Origin of the sequence: Tenacibaculum sp. Mcav3-52 (assembly GCF_022347665.1) — a bacterium.
Taxonomy (GTDB): domain Bacteria; phylum Bacteroidota; class Bacteroidia; order Flavobacteriales; family Flavobacteriaceae; genus Polaribacter; species Polaribacter mesophilus.
The window spans coordinates 571,162-589,088 of record NZ_JAKRGE010000001.1 but is presented as its reverse complement, the minus strand read 5'-3'; the positions used below and the strand labels follow the sequence as shown (position 1 = coordinate 589,088).

Annotated in this window: 20 protein-coding genes; 9 read left to right on the top strand and 11 right to left on the bottom strand. The window is 29.0% G+C overall.

The features are described from left to right. Window positions 1-660: a hypothetical protein gene (locus MHM83_RS02725; protein WP_047788067.1), complete on the bottom strand. Its 660-nt coding sequence runs from the start codon at window positions 658-660 to the stop codon at window positions 1-3. Between the two features lie 228 nt (window positions 661-888). After that, window positions 889-1,884: an NAD(P)H-dependent glycerol-3-phosphate dehydrogenase gene (locus tag MHM83_RS02720; RefSeq protein ID WP_239178313.1), complete on the bottom strand. Its 996-nt coding sequence runs from the start codon at window positions 1,882-1,884 to the stop codon at window positions 889-891. A gap of 98 nt (window positions 1,885-1,982) precedes the next feature. Here MHM83_RS02720 and dut point away from each other — a divergent pair, with 98 nt between their 5' ends. Next, the gene (dut, locus tag MHM83_RS02715) at window positions 1,983-2,414 is read left to right on the top strand and encodes a dUTP diphosphatase (protein ID WP_239178312.1); all 432 of its coding nucleotides are present in this window, start codon (window positions 1,983-1,985) and stop codon (window positions 2,412-2,414) included. An 87-nt stretch (window positions 2,415-2,501) separates the two neighbouring features. Here the strand turns inward: dut and recA are convergent, their stop codons facing one another. Then, window positions 2,502-3,509, bottom strand: a complete 1,008-nt coding sequence (recA, locus tag MHM83_RS02710; protein ID WP_047788064.1) for a recombinase RecA — start codon at window positions 3,507-3,509, stop codon at window positions 2,502-2,504. A 114-nt stretch (window positions 3,510-3,623) separates the two neighbouring features. On the opposite strand from recA, the gene MHM83_RS02705 reads away from it, so the two are divergent. The 3 genes from MHM83_RS02705 to MHM83_RS02695 are packed head-to-tail and all read left to right on the top strand — an operon-like array spanning window position 3,624 to window position 6,455. Next, window positions 3,624-4,199 (top strand): pseudouridine synthase, encoded by a 576-nt coding sequence (locus MHM83_RS02705; RefSeq protein WP_159610599.1) that lies wholly within the window; start codon window positions 3,624-3,626, stop codon window positions 4,197-4,199. Between the two features lie 30 nt (window positions 4,200-4,229). Further along, a complete protein-coding gene (locus MHM83_RS02700; RefSeq protein WP_239178311.1) occupies window positions 4,230-5,822 on the top strand; it encodes a hypothetical protein in 1,593 nt (530 codons plus the stop codon). Window positions 5,823-5,858: 36 nt separating this feature from the next. Then, window positions 5,859-6,455 carry a T9SS type B sorting domain-containing protein gene (locus MHM83_RS02695; protein WP_239178310.1) on the top strand — a complete coding sequence of 199 codons (597 nt, stop codon included), beginning with the start codon at window positions 5,859-5,861 and terminating at the stop codon, window positions 6,453-6,455. On the opposite strand, the gene MHM83_RS02690 is transcribed toward MHM83_RS02695, so the two are convergent. The 4 genes from MHM83_RS02690 to MHM83_RS02675 all read right to left on the bottom strand — a co-directional run bounded on the left by MHM83_RS02690 (window position 6,452) and on the right by MHM83_RS02675 (window position 9,160). Next, window positions 6,452-6,892 carry a GNAT family N-acetyltransferase gene (locus MHM83_RS02690; protein WP_073182359.1) on the bottom strand — a complete coding sequence of 147 codons (441 nt, stop codon included), beginning with the start codon at window positions 6,890-6,892 and terminating at the stop codon, window positions 6,452-6,454. The two genes, MHM83_RS02695 and MHM83_RS02690, sit on opposite strands and share 4 nt — an antisense overlap. Continuing rightward, complete coding sequence (gene rpiB / locus MHM83_RS02685) at window positions 6,892-7,323, bottom strand: ribose 5-phosphate isomerase B (RefSeq protein WP_047788060.1); 432 nt, start codon at window positions 7,321-7,323, stop codon at window positions 6,892-6,894. Before rpiB ends, MHM83_RS02690 begins: the two co-directional genes overlap by 1 nt. 685 nt (window positions 7,324-8,008) lie before the next feature. After that, complete coding sequence (locus tag MHM83_RS02680; protein ID WP_164505163.1) at window positions 8,009-8,173, bottom strand: hypothetical protein; 165 nt, start codon at window positions 8,171-8,173, stop codon at window positions 8,009-8,011. Between the two features lie 75 nt (window positions 8,174-8,248). Beyond that, window positions 8,249-9,160, bottom strand: a complete 912-nt coding sequence (locus MHM83_RS02675) for a diacylglycerol/lipid kinase family protein (protein ID WP_239178309.1) — start codon at window positions 9,158-9,160, stop codon at window positions 8,249-8,251. Window positions 9,161-9,276: 116 nt separating this feature from the next. On the opposite strand from MHM83_RS02675, the gene rnr reads away from it, so the two are divergent. The 4 genes from rnr to MHM83_RS02655 all read left to right on the top strand — a co-directional run bounded on the left by rnr (window position 9,277) and on the right by MHM83_RS02655 (window position 13,093). After that, complete coding sequence (gene rnr / locus MHM83_RS02670; protein WP_239178308.1) at window positions 9,277-11,472, top strand: ribonuclease R; 2,196 nt, start codon at window positions 9,277-9,279, stop codon at window positions 11,470-11,472. Window positions 11,473-11,491: 19 nt separating this feature from the next. After that, complete coding sequence (locus tag MHM83_RS02665) at window positions 11,492-12,112, top strand: hypothetical protein (RefSeq protein WP_239178307.1); 621 nt, start codon at window positions 11,492-11,494, stop codon at window positions 12,110-12,112. A 78-nt stretch (window positions 12,113-12,190) separates the two neighbouring features. Next, window positions 12,191-12,868 (top strand): head GIN domain-containing protein, encoded by a 678-nt coding sequence (locus MHM83_RS02660; protein WP_239178306.1) that lies wholly within the window; start codon window positions 12,191-12,193, stop codon window positions 12,866-12,868. A gap of 33 nt (window positions 12,869-12,901) precedes the next feature. Further along, entirely contained in the window at window positions 12,902-13,093 is a 192-nt protein-coding gene (locus MHM83_RS02655; RefSeq protein WP_047788056.1) for a Sec-independent protein translocase subunit TatA/TatB, read from the top strand. 64 nt (window positions 13,094-13,157) lie between these two features. Here the strand turns inward: MHM83_RS02655 and MHM83_RS02650 are convergent, their stop codons facing one another. Beyond that, a complete protein-coding gene (locus tag MHM83_RS02650; RefSeq protein WP_167712597.1) occupies window positions 13,158-13,475 on the bottom strand; it encodes a heavy metal-binding domain-containing protein in 318 nt (105 codons plus the stop codon). A 2-nt stretch (window positions 13,476-13,477) separates the two neighbouring features. Further along, window positions 13,478-14,404, bottom strand: coding sequence for an SPFH domain-containing protein (locus MHM83_RS02645; RefSeq protein ID WP_047788054.1), 927 nt, complete (start codon window positions 14,402-14,404; stop codon window positions 13,478-13,480). 131 nt (window positions 14,405-14,535) lie between these two features. Between MHM83_RS02645 and MHM83_RS02640 the strand changes: the two genes are divergently transcribed. Next, window positions 14,536-14,934 carry a hypothetical protein gene (locus MHM83_RS02640; RefSeq protein WP_047788053.1) on the top strand — a complete coding sequence of 133 codons (399 nt, stop codon included), beginning with the start codon at window positions 14,536-14,538 and terminating at the stop codon, window positions 14,932-14,934. A 143-nt stretch (window positions 14,935-15,077) separates the two neighbouring features. Here the strand turns inward: MHM83_RS02640 and MHM83_RS02635 are convergent, their stop codons facing one another. Beyond that, window positions 15,078-15,971: a class I SAM-dependent methyltransferase gene (locus MHM83_RS02635; RefSeq protein ID WP_239178305.1), complete on the bottom strand. Its 894-nt coding sequence runs from the start codon at window positions 15,969-15,971 to the stop codon at window positions 15,078-15,080. A 61-nt stretch (window positions 15,972-16,032) separates the two neighbouring features. Further along, a complete protein-coding gene (mnmG, locus tag MHM83_RS02630; protein ID WP_239178304.1) occupies window positions 16,033-17,910 on the bottom strand; it encodes a tRNA uridine-5-carboxymethylaminomethyl(34) synthesis enzyme MnmG in 1,878 nt (625 codons plus the stop codon). Window positions 17,911-17,927 lie beyond the last annotated feature (17 nt).

The window sequence follows — 17,927 nt, the reverse complement described above, 5'->3', positions numbered from 1 at the left end:
TTAATTTAATTTCAAATCCATTAAAATTGCAAATGTTTCATTTACATCTCTTTCTTTTACTACTATAGTCATTTCATGTGTTGTAGAAATTACTTCTTGTACCGCTATATTTGCCCAAGCAAATTGTTTTAAAATAAAATAGTATATACCTGATTGATCTAAGTTTCCTTTTGGTAGTTTTATAGTTATAGAAGCTAAATCGTTTACATTATTAATTAATGCTTCTTTCTTAAAAATTTCTTCAACAAAAGGTTGTAAGTTTTTACTTGTTACAATATTTGTTTCAAAAATACCTTGTGAAACCGTTAAGAAATAATCTTTACTATCTGCTGATTTACTTAAAATTTTAGCAATTTCTTTTAATAAAGACGTTGTATTTTTGAATGTAAAATCACATAAATCAGATCGTACAATTACGTCTCCTAAATTTAAAGCAAGTCTTTTAATATTTTTTCTAACTCTCAATTCATTAGCTGGAGATAACCTGTTAATAGCCATCATTACAGCACCTACTTTTACTTCTTTTTTTAAAAGTTTAGAAACTTCAGGTAAAATTTCTCTTGCTAACGATGACACATTAATTAACTTCTCATTTAGAGCTTCTTCTATGAAAGGAGTTTTTCTGATAGTTATTTCAACAGCTTCTTGAATTGTTTTCATTTTTTGTTTAATTTTAAACCAAAGAAACAAAAATAAAACTTATAGTAAAATTATTTCATAATTAAAATATCTAATATTTTTAATTAAAAACTTTGTTAATCAGAATTTTAATCTAAATTTGTTACTATTGTATCTTGTATACAAGACCTATACACAACTAAATATAGGAGCGATTGATGGGGCTTCTTAATTTTTATTAAGAAGGATTATTTGTACAAATGCAAACAACTAATCTAATCTATTTGTTAACTTTAAAAACTCATCTTTCGCTTCTTTCTTGTCGTATAAAACGTTATAAACAGCGTTGATTATTGGAGTTTTAGCTTTGTTTTTTTGATTAATTTTATAGGCACTTTTTGTTGCATAGTATCCTTCAGCAACCATACTCATTTCTAACATAGCAGATTTTACGGTATAGCCTTTTCCTATCATATTTCCAAACATTCTATTTCTACTAAATGTAGAATATCCAGTAACTAATAAATCACCTAGGTATGCTGAATTGTTAATATTGCGCTTCATTTTATGAATCTTTTTAATAAAGCGTTTCATTTCTCTAATACCATTACTCATTAATACCGCTTGAAAATTATCTCCATAGCCTAAACCATGAGCAATTCCTGCAGCTATAGCATAAATATTTTTTAACATCGCTGCATATTCAGTACCAATAATATCATCAGATATTTTAGTTTTAATATAGCGTCCTGCTATAGCTTTACTAAGTTTTTTAGCTTTTTCTTCATCTTGACAAGCAAGTGTTAAATACGATAAGCGTTCCATGGCTACTTCTTCTGCATGACATGGTCCAGATATTACCCCAATATTTTCATATGGTATATTGTATTTTTCATGAAAATGTTCACCAACAATTAATCCTGATTCTGGTACAATTCCTTTAATGGCTGAAAAAATAACTTTATTCTCTAAAGAAGCAGTAAGTTTTTCTAATTCTCCGTTTAAAAAAGCAGAAGGAACGGCAAAAATTAACACGTCATAATTTTCTACAATGTAATTTATATTTTCAGACAAATCTAACTGTTCAGGATGTAACTCTGCAGAACTTAAATAACTAGGATTATGTTTATTACGTTTAATATGTTCAATAGCATATATGCTGCGCATATACCAACCAATAGTTTCTAAGTTTTCAGATAACATTTTAATAATAGCTGTTGCCCAACTTCCACCTCCTAAAACGGCTATTTTAGTTTGATTGTTCATAAGTAGTATTTGTTTGTATTACAAAATTAAGAAATCTATAATCGACTCTCTAAACTTAAAGCTTATTATATTTGAATTTTAAAAACTATATGAAACATATGAACGTACAAATCATAAACAAATCCAAACATCAAACACCAGCTTATGAAACCGAGGGATCTGCAGGAATGGATTTACGTGCAAATATAGATGCTGCTATTATTTTAAAACCTTTAGAGAGAGCTATTATTAAAACAGGTTTATTTATTGCGCTTCCTGTTGGGTATGAAGCTCAAGTTCGTCCACGTAGTGGACTCGCAGCCAAAAAAGGGATTACCGTATTAAATTCTCCTGGTACAGTTGATGCTGATTATCGTGGAGAAATTGGGGTGATTTTAGTAAATTTATCTAACGAAGATTTTACAATTAACGATGGTGAGCGAATTGCGCAATTAGTTATTACAAAACACGAACGTGTAAACTGGCAAGAAGTAGAAGTTTTAAACGAAACTGAACGTGGTGCTGGTGGTTTTGGTAGTACTGGAATTTAAACACATATCTTATTCTTTCTAAAGAAAAAAAGCTGTTGAAGTTTTCAACAGCTTTTTAGTAATAGTTAGAACTTTTAAATTTAAAACTTAATCTTGATTTTCAATAGCATCTTTTATTTTATTTTCTAACTCTTCCATTAATTCAGGGTTGTCTTTAATAACACCTTTTACAGCATCTCTACCCTGACCTAATTTAGTGTCTCCATAACTAAACCATGAACCACTTTTCTTTATAATTCCGTATTCTACTCCAATATCCAAAACTTCACCAACTTTTGATATTCCTGCACCATACATAATATCAAATTCTGCTTGTTGAAATGGCGGAGCAACTTTATTCTTTACAATCTTAACTTTAGTACTGTTACCAATTACTTTATCGCCATCTTTAATTTGTGTTCTACGACGAATATCTAAACGAACAGATGCATAAAACTTTAAAGCGTTACCACCTGTTGTAGTTTCTGGGTTACCAAACATAACCCCAATTTTTTCACGTAATTGGTTAATAAATATAACTGTACAGTTTGTTTTACTAATAGTACCTGTTAATTTACGTAGAGCTTGTGACATTAAACGTGCATGTAATCCCATTTTAGAATCACCCATTTCACCTTCAATTTCAGATTTTGGTGTTAATGCTGCAACCGAGTCAATCACTACAATGTCAATAGCTCCCGAACGAATTAAATTATCAGCAATTTCTAATGCTTGTTCTCCATGATCTGGTTGGGAAATAATTAAATTATCAACATCTACACCTAAACTTTCAGCATAAAAACGATCAAAAGCATGTTCCGCATCAATAAAAGCAGCAATACCTCCTGCTTTTTGAGCTTCTGCAATTGCATGTATTGTTAAAGTTGTTTTACCTGATGATTCTGGTCCGTAAATTTCTATAATTCTTCCACGAGGATACCCTCCTACTCCTAAGGCTAAATCTAATCCTAAAGAACCTGACGATATTGCATCTACATCTTCTACTTGGCTATCTCCTAACTTCATTACGGTTCCTTTACCGTAAGTTTTATCTAACTTATCTAGTGTAAGTTGAAGCGCTTTTAATTTCGCTTCTTTTTCTTTATCTGCTGCCATAAATCGTACTAATTATTTTAAGTAATAAGAACGGCTAAGTTATGAAAAACTAGCTTTAGTATCCTATCTTTTTATGTTACATTTTGTAATATTGTACTTCTTAAAAAAGAAAAGATGTCAAACCATCGTCACTTCATGATTTACAAACCTTATGGTTTTTTATCACAATTTATTACAAATCAAAAAAAAGGAGGTAAACACAAATTATTAGGTGAATTATACAATTTTCCTGAAAAAACAATGGCTGTTGGTAGATTGGATGCAAAATCGGAAGGTTTATTGTTGTTAACAACCGACGGAAAAGTAAGCGACTTTATCACTACCAGAGGTGGAGTTGAAAAAGAATATTATGTCCAGTTAGACGGAGCAATTACTTCAGAAGCTATTGATCAATTAAAAAATGGGATTGAAATTGGTTTTGACGGAAAGAAATATATAACTAAAGCTTGCAAAGTTAAGTCAATTGATACACCAGATTTACCAGAGCGTTCTAAAAAAATTAGAGATGCTCGTCACGGTCCTACTCCTTGGATATCAGTTACATTAACCGAAGGAAAATTTAGACAAGTACGTAAAATGACCTCAGCTGTTGGTTTTCCTACACTCCGTTTAGTACGCGTTCGTGTAGGTAACATTTTACTAGGTAACATGCAAGTTGGTGAAGTTAAAGAAGTTGAAGAATTGATTTAGTTTGTTACTTTTACAGCTTTATAAAAAGCTATGAAAAAATATATAACTCTTTTACTTTTCTTTTTTACTTTATTTTCTTACTCACAAAATACTTATGTTCCCGATGATGGTTTTGAACAATATTTAATTGATTTAGGGTATGATTCTGGTCCTTTAGATGATTATGTTCCTACTAATAATATCAGCACTGTAAACGACCTATCAATATCAGGAAGTGCTGATTATATAAACGGAATCAAATCCTTACAAGGTATAGAAGACTTTATTGCTTTAGAAAAATTAACAATTGAATTAAATGAGGTTGTAACTATTGATCTTTCTAGTAATACTAATTTGATAGATTTATATATTTATAGTGATTCAATGCTTCAAAATTTGAATATTTCAAATAATAGTAAACTAGAAAATTTTCACTGTATTAACACTAGTATAAGTTCAATTGATTTATCAAATAATATTAACATTAAAGATTTAACTATAGGTAATTCTAGTATTACAGAATTAGATTTATCAAAAAATATTAAAATTGAACAACTTAATTTAAGTCACGGAATTTTAGAAAAAGTAAATTTTAAAAATGGTAATAATTCATCTATTACTCAATTTTATTGCATTGATAATCCTAATTTAACCTGTTTTCAGGTAGATAATGAAAATTATAGTAAAACTAACTGGATAGATATTGATGACAACTCTGTGTTTAGTACTAATTGTGCTACTCCTCTATTAACCTATGTACCCGATGATAATTTTGAACAAGAGTTAATAAACCTTGGATATGATTCTGGCCCTTTAGATGACTATGTGTTAACTAGTAATATTGAAAACATACTAGAATTAGAAATTCAAGAAAAAAATATTGCTGACTTAACAGGTATACAAGATTTTAAGAATTTAACAAAACTTATATGTTATACTAATTCTATTACCTCTATAAATCTCGATAACCTTAAAAATTTAACACATTTAAATATATCAGAGAATAATATTACAACACTAAATGTTAGTAATAATTTAAAATTAGTAGATTTATTTTGTAGTGATAACTTTCTTGATGAAATAAATGTTAGTAATAATATCAAGTTAGAAAGGTTGGTGTGTTCTCTAAATAAAATAAAGGATTTAGACATATTTAGGAACTTAGAGCTATATCTTTTATGGTGTGAACATAATCTACTAAATCAATTAAATTTATCATTAAATAAAGATTTAAAAAGATTAAGTTGTGGAGGTAATTTATTTACTAGTATAGATGTATCAAATAATATTATTTTAGAAGAATTTTATGCTCCTGATGGAAATTTAGAGTCATTGGATTTATCTAATAATCCAAAAATAAATTACTTCGTTGTATCTAACAATAAACTAACTTTTTTAGATTTAAGAAATGGTGCTAATCAAAATATACCAGGAAACAGTTTTAATACAACAAATAATAATTTGGATTGTATTCTTGTTGATGATAAAAATTTTAGTGAAGTAAATTGGATTTCTATTGATGCTACATCTACTTTTATTAATGATGAATCAGAATGTAAACAGACTACTTGTAACATAACTGTTGATACTTTAAATGATGTTATCACCTGTGATAATTACTCTTTACCTAGTTTATCTGATTGAAAATACTATACTGAATCTAATGGAAATGGAAATCGATTGAACCCTGGAGATATTATAAATAAATCTCAAACAATTTTTATTTATAACGAAGATTCAAGTAATCCTTCTTGTTCAATTGAATCTTCATTTATGGTTACTATAAACAATTCACCTGATGTTGATATTTTAAATGATGTTTTTGCTATTAATGAATTTACTTTACCTAATCTAATAAATGGAAATTATTATACTGAATCTGGAGGAAATGGAAATCAATTAAATTCTGGAGATATTATTACTGATTCTCAAACAATTTTTATTTATAATGTAAACCCTATAAATACTAGTTGTAATAATGAAAGTAGTTTTACCATTCTTATAGAGGAAGAAAGAGATGTTACCATTCCAAACTTTTTTACTCCAAATAACGATGGTAACAATGATACTTGGATTGTAAACGCTAATAACAATCTTATTAAAGAAATTTATATTACTGATAGATTTGGAAAGATAGTAGGTAAAATTAAACCAAACACTATTGGTTGGAATGGTTTATACAATGGAAAACCACTTCCAAGTACTACATACTGGTATCAAATAATTTTTACAAACGGAGAGGCTAAAAATGGTGCTTTTGCTTTAATTAGAAACTAATTTCTAACCATTCTTATATGCGGAATACCATCTTCTAAATAACCTTCACCTATTTGTTTAAATCCGTGAGATTCGTAGAATTTTTGCAAATAGGTTTGTGCAGAAATCGTTATGGTAGTTTCATTGTAGTTATCAACAATAGCTTTTATGGATGCTTTAATCAAATCGTGTCCGTAACCATATTTACGTTCCGTTTCTTTAACTACTACCCTACCAATACTTGGTGTATCAAAATATTCACCACTATTAAATAATCGTGTATAAGCTACTATTTTACCTTCTTTAACTCCTATAACGTGTAAAGCCTTTTGATCTTTACCATCAATATCTTGATACACACAATCTTGCTCAACAACAAAAACTTCAGAACGTAATTGCAAAAGCTCATACAGTTCTGAAGTTGTTAATTCTTGAAATCTTTTTACTATAAAATTCATTAACAGCAAGCTATTTTATTTACTCTATTCGCGTGACGACCTCCTTCAAATTCGGTAGATAAAAAAATCTTTACAAAACCTAAAGCTTGTTGTAACGATACAAAACGAGCTGGAATTGTTAAAATGTTAGCATCATTGTGCTGACGTGTTAATTCAACCAATTCGTTATTCCAACATAAAGCAGCACGAATTCCTTGGTGCTTATTAGCAGTCATTTGCGCTCCATTACCACTTCCACATAAAATAATTCCCATTTCTGCTTGTCCTGTCTCCACAGCTTCAGCAGCTGGATGAATTGTATCTGGGTAATCCATACTATCGGTTTCATTCGTACCAAAGTTGATTACTTTATGTCCTAATTCTTCTAAAAGCTTAACTATTTCAAATTTGTATTCGGTGCCTGCGTGATCGTTTCCTACAGCGATTGTCATAATTTGTTGATTTTAATTCAGTTGTGAATTACAAAAATACAGTTATTCACGGTTATCAACAGTAATTAACAATGCTTTTTTTAGCATTCTTAATAACCTATTTAAAATTAAGAAGTTAAGCTATATTATCAAATTGTTAAGAAGTAATAGTATATTCTGAAAAGAAAATTTGATTTTCTAGATATTTTTTACAATACAAGAACAAGAATTAATTATGCAACTTTTTTTTTTAGATTTTAATGAACATTTATCAACATTAAATTAACCCTTTTTTTACATTGAAAAGAAAATTAACTATCCATAATTTTCAGTGAATTGCTGTTTATAACTTTTGTTAATAACTCTATTTTATAGTTGATTTTTAAAGTTTTATTTAACTAATAACTTGTTTATTTATTTTAATAAGTCACTTCACCAAAAATAAAATATACTTTTTATGCTACATATTAACACACTATAATAACAATCATTTCTTTTTTTAAATTTTTAAAATCTCTTTTATTAATAATATAATATGTTAATAACAGTTTTTTTGAAGTTTTGAGTTTTACAAATTCTTCTACTAATCATTTACTGAGTTTAAAAAACTAGTGTAATCTCTTTGTCTTCTTTTAGGGCAAATTGCAAAAAATAAGGCGTAAATACCACGTTTGTTGAAAAGTGATAATAAGTGAGTAAAAAAGGCTTATACGGCTTTCTTAGAAGCTTTGATAAGGTAAATAGTATCTTTAGTTACTACTTCTGAAGGAGTTTTTTTGTTTAAAGTTGTATTTATACTCACTACTGTTACGATAATTCCTGTAATGAATATGAAAATAAACAGTGCTATTATTTTGCGTAAGTTTTTCATTTATAACGACTTTCTTACTATAAAGACGTATGAATTTAAGAAACGTTACAATTTTATTAAGTTTTTTTTAACTTTTTAAGGAATAACTATTTGAATAGCACTTTTTAGAATACTAACTTTAACTTGTCCTCTACCTATTAACTCACCATCTGCTTGAATATAAGGAAGTTCATCATTATTTTTAGGAGTTATTAACAATGAGTTAGCCAAATGCGTTTCTACTTTTTTATGCTGAAGAATTTTTCCGTTGTATAATTTTTTAATTGAAAATAGTAAGTCCCAAAAGGACAGATTTTTAGCTATTGTTATATCAAATAAACCATTATTAGAACCTTTATAATCAGTTAATTGCATACCTCCTGCTGAATATTTACAAATACCAAACAAAGTCATTAAACACTTTGTTTCAACAGATTTATTGTTAATAGTTATGTTAAAAGTAGTTCTTTTGTAGAGTAATAAACCCGCTATCCCACTCAATAAGTAGGCTATAGATCCAAATCTCTTTAATTTATTCAACTTGTTAACAACATATCCGTCATAACCAATACCAGCTACATTATTAAAATAGGAAGAAGTATCAGGTAATTCCAAATAACCGATGTCTTGAAAAATAGTTTTTCCGTGCTTTATTAAACCAACGGAATCTTTTATATTCTTAGGTATATTGTATGTTTTAATCCAGTCATTACCAGTACCTAATGGAATAACAGCAATAGTTATTTCTTCAGGTTTTATAGTATTTTGAGTCATAATTCCGTTAATAACATGATGTAAAGTACCATCACCCCCAACAGAAATTATTTTCTTATAACCTTTGTTAATAGCTTGTTGAACAATTAATTTTTCATGATTAGCATATTCAGTTTTTGCATATTCATAGGTTATATTATTAAATTTTAATTCCTGTTGAATATCTGACCAATATTTATTGAACTTACCATTACCAGCTAAAGGATTAACAATAACAAACCAAGAATTATTCATACCATCACTTTAAATAAAGATTGGAAAAGTACGAAATCAATTTATAACAGTTATTTAAATTACTAGCATTAATTTTATTCGTACTTTGGTTGAAAATTAAATAAGACGAAAGATTAATGACTAGAAAGAAAAAAATCTACAAAAAAAAGGGTAAAGTTATCAAAGATCTTACCCGTAACATTTTCAAAATACTTAACGAAGACAGTAATAAATATTACAATTACAAACAGATTGCTTCTAAATTGAAAGTTTCTGATACTGATGGCAAAAATCAAATTATTAAAAAGTTAGCAGAATTAACAGCTAACAAGAAAATTAAAGAAGTTGATAGAGGTAAATATCAAATAAATGAAGACCGTAAATACCATGTTGGTACTTTAGATGCTACCTCTAATGGCAATGCTTATTTTATTTGTGATGATTTTGAACACGATATTTTTGTGCCTTCAGTAAACTTAGGTAAAGGTTTACATAATGATACTGTAAAAGCCTATGTGTATAAAAAGCGTAGAAGTAATAAACTTGAAGCCGATGTTGTAGAAATTATTGAGAGAGCAAAAACTGAATTTGTTGGTGTATTACAAATGAATAAAAATTTCGGATTTGTTATACCAGATAGCACTAAAATGTATGCAGACATTTTTATTTCTCAAAGTAAACTTAATGGCGCAAAAGATGGTGATAAGGTTGTTGCTACAATGACTGATTGGCCAGAGAATTCTAAAAATCCGTTTGGAAAAATTACTCAAGTTTTAGGAAGACCAGGAGATCACGATACAGAAATCCATTCTATTTTATTAGAATATGGTTTACCTTATGAATTTCCTACTGAAGTAGAGAAAGAAGCATCTGAATTACCTATTGAAATTACTAAGTATGAAATAGCTAAGCGTAGAGATATGCGAGGAGATTTAACATTTACCATAGATCCTAAAGATGCTAAAGATTTTGACGATGCTTTATCATTTACAAAACTTGAAAATGGAAATTATGAAATAGGTATTCATATTGCTGATGTTTCTCATTATTTACAACCAAAAACTGTTTTAGATGATGAAGCTTATGATCGTGCTACATCAGTATATTTAGTTGATAGAGTGGTACCAATGCTACCTGAAATGTTAAGTAACGGAGTTTGTTCTTTACGACCAAATGAAGAAAAATTAACTTTTTCAGCAGTATTTGAAATGAATGAGAAAGCACAAGTTATTAACCAATGGTTTGGAAGAACTGTTACTTATTCTGATAAACGCTTTGCTTATGAAGAAGCACAAGCAATCATTGAGAATAAAAATAATATAATTCCTGCTGATGTTTCTTTAACTGGAGAAGTATATGAAGTTGATGAAACTATTGTTGAAGCTACATTAAAACTTGATGAACTAGCTAAAAAAATGCGTAAAAAGCGTATGAAATCAGGAGCTATTTCTTTTGATAGAGTTGAAGTTAAATTTCATTTAGATGAAAATGCTAACCCTACAGGAGTTTTCTTTAAAGAAGCTAAAGACGCTAATAAACTGATTGAAGAATTTATGTTATTAGCAAACAAAAAAGTAGCTGAATTTATAGGGCTTTCTGCAGGGAGACCAAGTAAGAAAACTTTTGTTTACCGTGTACACGATGAACCAGATGTAGAAAAACTAGCATCGTTACAAAATATTGTTAGTAAATTTGGATATAAAATCAATACAGAAACACGCCAAAAAACATCGGATAGTTTAAATAAATTATTATCAGACGTTCATGGCAAGGGAGAAGCCAACATGGTAGAAACCTTAGCCATTCGTTCAATGAGTAAAGCTGAATATACTACACAAAATATAGGTCACTATGGTTTAGCTTTTGATTATTACAGCCATTTTACTTCACCAATACGTCGTTATCCTGATGTGATGACACATCGTTTATTACAACACTATTTAGATGGCGGAAACTCACCTAAAGCCGAAATTTATGAAGAAAAGTGTAAACATTCTTCTAAAATGGAAGAATTAGCTTCAAAAGCTGAAAGAGATTCCATTAAATATATGCAGGTTAAATACATGCAAGATCATAAAGATCAAGAATTTGAGGGAGTAATTTCAGGTGTTACAGAATGGGGAATTTATGTTGAAATAAAATCCAATAAATGCGAAGGTATGGTACGTATTAAAGACATTAAGGATGATTATTATATCTTTGACGAAAAACAATATGCTGTGGTTGGACAGTCAACTAAAAACATTATTCAATTAGGGGATGAAGTTGTTGTAAAAGTAAAACATACCGATTTAGAACGTAAACATTTAGATTTTAACTTAATATCACATTAAAAATTATATATAAAAAACTATGAAAATTTGGATTACTACTGAAGAAGAAAAAAATAATATTTATCTAATTGCTAATAAGAAATCCCTGTGGATAACAGAACAACCTGTTGAAGTTGATGTTAGTAATCTAATTTCAGAACAGAAGTTAACAAATACTACTATTATAATATTTGAAGAAATAAAAGAAATTTTATTAAATGATACAGATCAGATTATAACAATTAGTTTAAAGGATGATAAGGAAAATGAAATTGAAATAATAATTAATTCAGCTACTTATTCTGAAATTAAAACATATTTATTAAATAATTTAAAAGGTATAGTAGTAAAAAATTATTCACTTTTCAAACAAATTAAATCTTATATATTTGGTTTATTATTATTTGGAGTTGTTACCTGGATCCTACATAACACTGCTCTAAGTTTACAAAATGGTGAAACATTAAACACAAGTGGCAGAAGAGGTTTAATAAAAAAAATATTTGTAGGAGTAGCAGACTTTTTGGGACCAACTGGAGTATTAATAATTGGAGGAATTTTTATACTTATTTTTATAGTAGGCCTTGTTAATACAATTAAGAAACCTAAAGTAGGAGAAATTATAAAATTTAAGAATAATACAGAATTAATATTCAGTTAAAAACAATATTTTTAAGTATTTACCTTTATAGTATTGGTATAATTATTGGTTATACTCAATTAACTAATGGAATTTATTATGAAGAAGTTAGCAATATTAAGTTTGTTCTTGATGACCGTTTTAGCATCAGCTCAAACAACCATAACTAAGAATTTAGGAGACTTTTCAATAGTAAAAGTGTACAATGGCATAGATTTAAAACTAGTAAAATCTGATGAATCTAAAATAATAGTTACTGGCGAAAAAACAGACAAAGTTAAAATTAAGTTGGATGGAACGACCTTAAAAGTATTATTAAGGTTCCCAGAAACTACTGCCGATGGTAAAGTTAAAGCAACGTTATATTACAATAAAACTTTATCAATTATTGATGCAAATGAAGGAGCAACGATTACAGGTAAAGACATTAACCAACAAAAAGTCGAAATTAGAGCTCAAGAAGGAGCTTTTATCAACCTTGTGGTGAATGTTAAGCATTTGAATGTAAAAAGTTCTTCAGGAGCGGTTATTAGGCTTTCTGGAGTAACAAAGAATCAAAATGTAAATGCTGATCTAGGAGGAATGTATCACGGTTACAAATTATCGGTAGAAGAAATGACAGCTGTAAAAGCAGGATCTGGTTCTAAGGTTGAAGTACAAGCTGGAGAAACCTTAGATGCTAAAGTATCGTTTGGAGGCTCTATTTTTTACAAAGGAAAACCAGAAGTATTTAGAGACAAAAAAGTAATTGGCGGAGTAATAGAACACCGAAGTTAATTTTGTATCTTTGTAGCGCAAAATTTAATAAAAATGAATTTACTTACTATATTTTTAGGAATTATTGGACCATGGCAAATAGCTATAGTCGTTGCATTAGTACTATTATTATTCGGAGGAAAAAAAATTCCTGAATTAATGAGAGGTTTAGGTACTGGTATTAAAGAATTCAAAGATGCCACTAAAGATGAAGAGAATACTGATAAAGTAGAAGAAAAGAAATAAGATCATTATCTTATTAACAATAAAAAGAAAACCGAAACATTTAATGTTTCGGTTTTTTATTTAATTAAAGTTTTACCGCTGTTCCAGAAGCAGTAACCATTAACATGCCTCCATTGGCGCCAACGGTTTCATAATCTAAGTCGATTCCTATAACTGCATCAGCTCCCAATCTTAGAGCTCTCTCTTCCATCTCTTTCAAAGCTATTTCTTTAGCTTCTCTTAGAACTTTTTCATAAGAACCAGACCTACCTCCTACTATATCTCTAATACCGGCAAAGAAGTCCTTAAAAATGTTTGCACCTATAATTGTCTCACCAGTAACAATACCTAGATATTCTTTAGCTGGTTTATTTTCTATTGAAGGTGTAGTTGATAGTATCATAATTATTCTTTGTCTTTATTTTCTTGTGCTTTCTTCATTGCCTCACCTATTTGATTACTTGCTGTAAAGCTAGCTACCATATCATTTAACATATTACTACCTGCTTGTGGTGAATTTGGTAGTAAAATTAAGTTACTGTTAGTTTCTTCACCAATTGATTGTAAAGTATCGTAGTGTTGTGTAACAACAATTAAAGCTGATGCTTCTTGACTGTTAATTCCTACTTTATTTAAAACTTCAACAGATTCTTCTAAACCACGAGCAATTTCTCTACGTTGATCGGCTATACCTTGTCCTTGCAAACGTTTGCTTTCAGCTTCTGCTTTAGCTTTTTCAACAATTAATATACGTTGTGCGTCTCCTTCAAATTGAGCTGCTATTTTTTCACGTTCAGAAGCATTAATACGGTTCATTGCTGCTTTTACTTGAGCATCAGGATCAATATCAGTTACTAAAGTTTTTATAATGTCATAACCATAATCAGCCATGGCATCGTTTAATTCAGTTTTTACAGCGATTGCAATATCATCTTTTTTAACAAATACATCATCTAACTTCATTTTAGGTACTTCTGCACGCACCACATCAAATACATAAGATGTAATTTGATCGTGCGGATAATCTAGCTTATAAAAAGCATCGTACACCTTATCACGAATTACTTTGTATTGTACAGAAACTTTTAACTTAACAAATACATCGTCTAAGGTTTTTGTTTCCACAATTACATCTAGTTGTTGAATTTTTAAACTCAACTTACCAGCAATTCTATCCACAATAGGAATTTTTAATTGTAAACCAGAATGACGAATGCTTTGAAAGCGACCAAAACGCTCAATAATAGCTGCTGTTTGTTGCTTAACAATAAAGAATAATGATAAAAATACTAGAATCCCGATAACAATAACCGGATACATATAAATTGACATAGTTTTTAATTTTTAAATGTTAGTAATTTTTTTGATAAAGATACTATTTAATAGTAGATAATTATTAGACGAATTTTATTTGAATTGTTACAATTCTTATTTAAAATTTATATTTGTAAAAAATCAATTATATGGAACTTATACAACAAAGCATAACAGAAATCTTACTTTTACTTTTTTTAATCGTTACTTTTTTACAATCTGGAATAGATAAGGTAACAGACTGGAAAGGAAATTTATCTTTTATCAGAGGGCACTTTAAAGACTCTCCCTTAAAAAATTCGGTACCTCTTTTACTTGCTATAATTTTAGTAATGGAATTATTAGCTGGTGCATTAATGTTTGTTGGAATTTTTCATTTATCAACAACAGGTAACCACAATATAGCTTTAATTGGTGCTGAGTTATCAGCAGTAACTTTAATCTTTTTATTAGTTGGTCAGCGATTAGCAAAAGACTATGCAGGAGCTATGACATTAGCAGTTTACTTTATAATTGCAATTTTAGCTGTTTATTTATTAAATAGATAAAAATTATATATATTTATATTTAATATAATTTTTGATTATTTAAAAACCTCTTAAAAAGTGCTTTTTAAGAGGTTTTTAAATTTTAGTAAGGTATTTGTATGTTTTATTTTTAAAAGTAGTTAAAAACAATATTAAATTAAGTTTTACTTGTTTTTTAAGATGTAAATCAAAGAAGAATACTCACCAGAACGATTTGCTTTAAAATTTGATTTCAATCCAGTTAAAAAAGCACGAATTGGTCTTGATTTTTTTGTTTTATATTTTTCAGATAATAAAGAAACATAAAAAGAATCAAATTTCATTGGAAGTGTTTTTTCTACTTTCATTTCAACTAATGAAAATATTTTTGATATTGATATTCTTGAAAAATGCCACAAGTGTCTTGGAACATCATAAGCTGCCCAAAATTCTTTGTAGTATTTTGCATCAAAGCTTTTATGATTAGGAACAGCAATAATTAAAACACCATTTGTTTTTAAAAGTGATTTTAATTGCTGTATGTATTCTGTTAAATTAGGAATATGTTCTAGGACATGCCAAAGAGTAATAACATCAAATTGTTTGCCTTCTATTTTTGAAAGATCTTTTAAAAGATTTATGTTTTTATTTTTAGCAAAACTTCTTGCTTTTTCAGAAGGTTCAACACCAGCAATTTTCCAACCACCATTTTCACATACTTTTAAAAAATCACCAGTACCAGCACCAACATCTAAAATTAATTTATCTTCTGTGTTAAAAGAGTTAATTAATTTTAGTTTCTTTTTTAAAGTATAGTTTTTTACAAACTGATATGTTTTATCAAAAAGAGATGTTTTACTATCTGTATGTGAAATATAATCTTCACTAGCATAATATTTATCTAAATTATTAGGTACAGGTGAAGTTACTAATATATCGTATTCTTCATTTTTCATTACCTCATAACTTTCTTTAGATACTGTATGATCGATACAATTTAAAAAAGGTTTTAAGTCTTTATATAACTTTTTTTCTGTAATCAAATTAATATGTTGTGTTGAGTGTTCCTTGTGGAACATTAGTTTTAATCGAACAATTATACATAAAAAAATAAAACGTTCCACATGGAACGTTTTATTTTTATCTACCCATATATACAAGTAATACAGATATATCACTTGGTGATACTCCACTTATTCTACTTGCTTGTGATATTGAAGTAGGTTGTATTTTAGATAATTTTTCTCTAGCTTCATATGATAAAGATTTCACTTTACTATAATCAAAAGTAGCGGGAATAGGCACGTTTTCTAATCTATTTAATTTGTCTGCATTATTCTTTTCTTTTTCAATATAACCAGAGTATTTTAAGTGGATTTCAACTTGCTCTATAATTTCATTATCAATTTCGTTTTCCTGAATATAATTTTCAAGCTTATCAATAGATCTAAAATCAGAAAACGTTAATTGAGGTCTAGCAGCAATTTTATACAATTTCATAGATTGATTAATTGTTGCTAAATTTTTCTCTTCTAGAATAGGGTTGATATCCTCTTTTGTTACACTCAATCCTTTAATGTAATCGATTAAGTTTTGAGTCTTATTTTTCTTCTCTTCTACTCTATCCATTCTTTCTTGAGAAGCCAATCCTAATTTATAAGATTTTTCTGTTAAGCGTAAATCTGCATTATCTTGTCGTAAAAGAGTTCTATATTCTGCACGAGAAGTAAACATACGATAAGGCTCCTCGGTTCCTTTTGTGATTAAATCATCAATTAAAACACCTATATAGGCTTCGCTTCTTTTTAGAATAAAAGGTTCTTTATTTTGAGTTTTTAATGCTGCATTTACACCTGCCATTAAACCTTGAGCAGCTGCTTCTTCATAACCTGTTGTACCATTAATTTGACCAGCAAAAAATAAGTTCTCAATTAATTTAGTTTCTAAGTTGTGTTTTAATTGTGTTGGTGGAAAATAATCGTACTCAATTGCATAACCGTATCTAAAGAATTTTACGTTTTCAAATCCAGGAATAGAACGAATGGCTTTGTCTTGAATATCTTCAGGAAGTGATGTTGAGAATCCATTTACATAAATCTCAACAGTGTTCCACCCTTCTGGTTCAACAAAAATTTGATGACGTTCTTTCTCTGCAAAACGATTGATTTTGTCTTCTACAGATGGACAATAACGTGGTCCTGTAGATTTAATTCTACCATTAAACATTGGTGAGCGTTCAAAACCCTCACGAAGTAAATCGTGTACTTCAGGATTGGTGTAAGTAAGATAACAAGAACGTTGTTTTGTTAATGTTTTTGTTATTGGTAAATAAGAGAATTTTTCTGGAGCATCGTCACCAGGTTGTTCGGTCATTTTAGAGTAATCTAAAGAGCGACCGTCTACACGAGGAGGAGTTCCTGTTTTCATTCTGCCAGCTTCAAAACCTTTAGCTACTAAATCTTCAGTAATACCAGTTGAAGCTCCTTCTCCTGCTCTACCACCACCAAACGTTTTTTCACCAATATGAATCAATCCGTTTAAAAAAGTACCTGCTGTAACAATTACTGTTTTAGCTTTTATTTCTAAACCTAAGGCAGTTTTAACACCAATAATTGTATCGCCATCAAATAATAATCCATTAACAGAGTCTTGATAAAAATCTAGGTTTTCAGTTTGTTCTAACATGGTTCTCCAGCACTCTGCAAATTGCATTCTGTCCGATTGAGCTCTTGGGCTCCACATAGCTGGTCCTTTAGATTTATTTAGCATTTTAAATTGAATCGCAGTCTTGTCAGTTACAATACCACTGTAACCACCAAGTGCATCAATTTCACGAACTATTTGCCCTTTTGCAATTCCACCCATAGCAGGATTACAACTCATTTGAGCAATGTTTTGTAGGTTCATTGTAATTAACAAAGTGTGTGCTCCCATGTTTGCACTTGCTGCTGCAGCTTCGCTACCAGCATGTCCACCTCCTACTACAATTACATCGTATGTTGTATTAAATAAACTCATTCTTTATAATCAGTTCC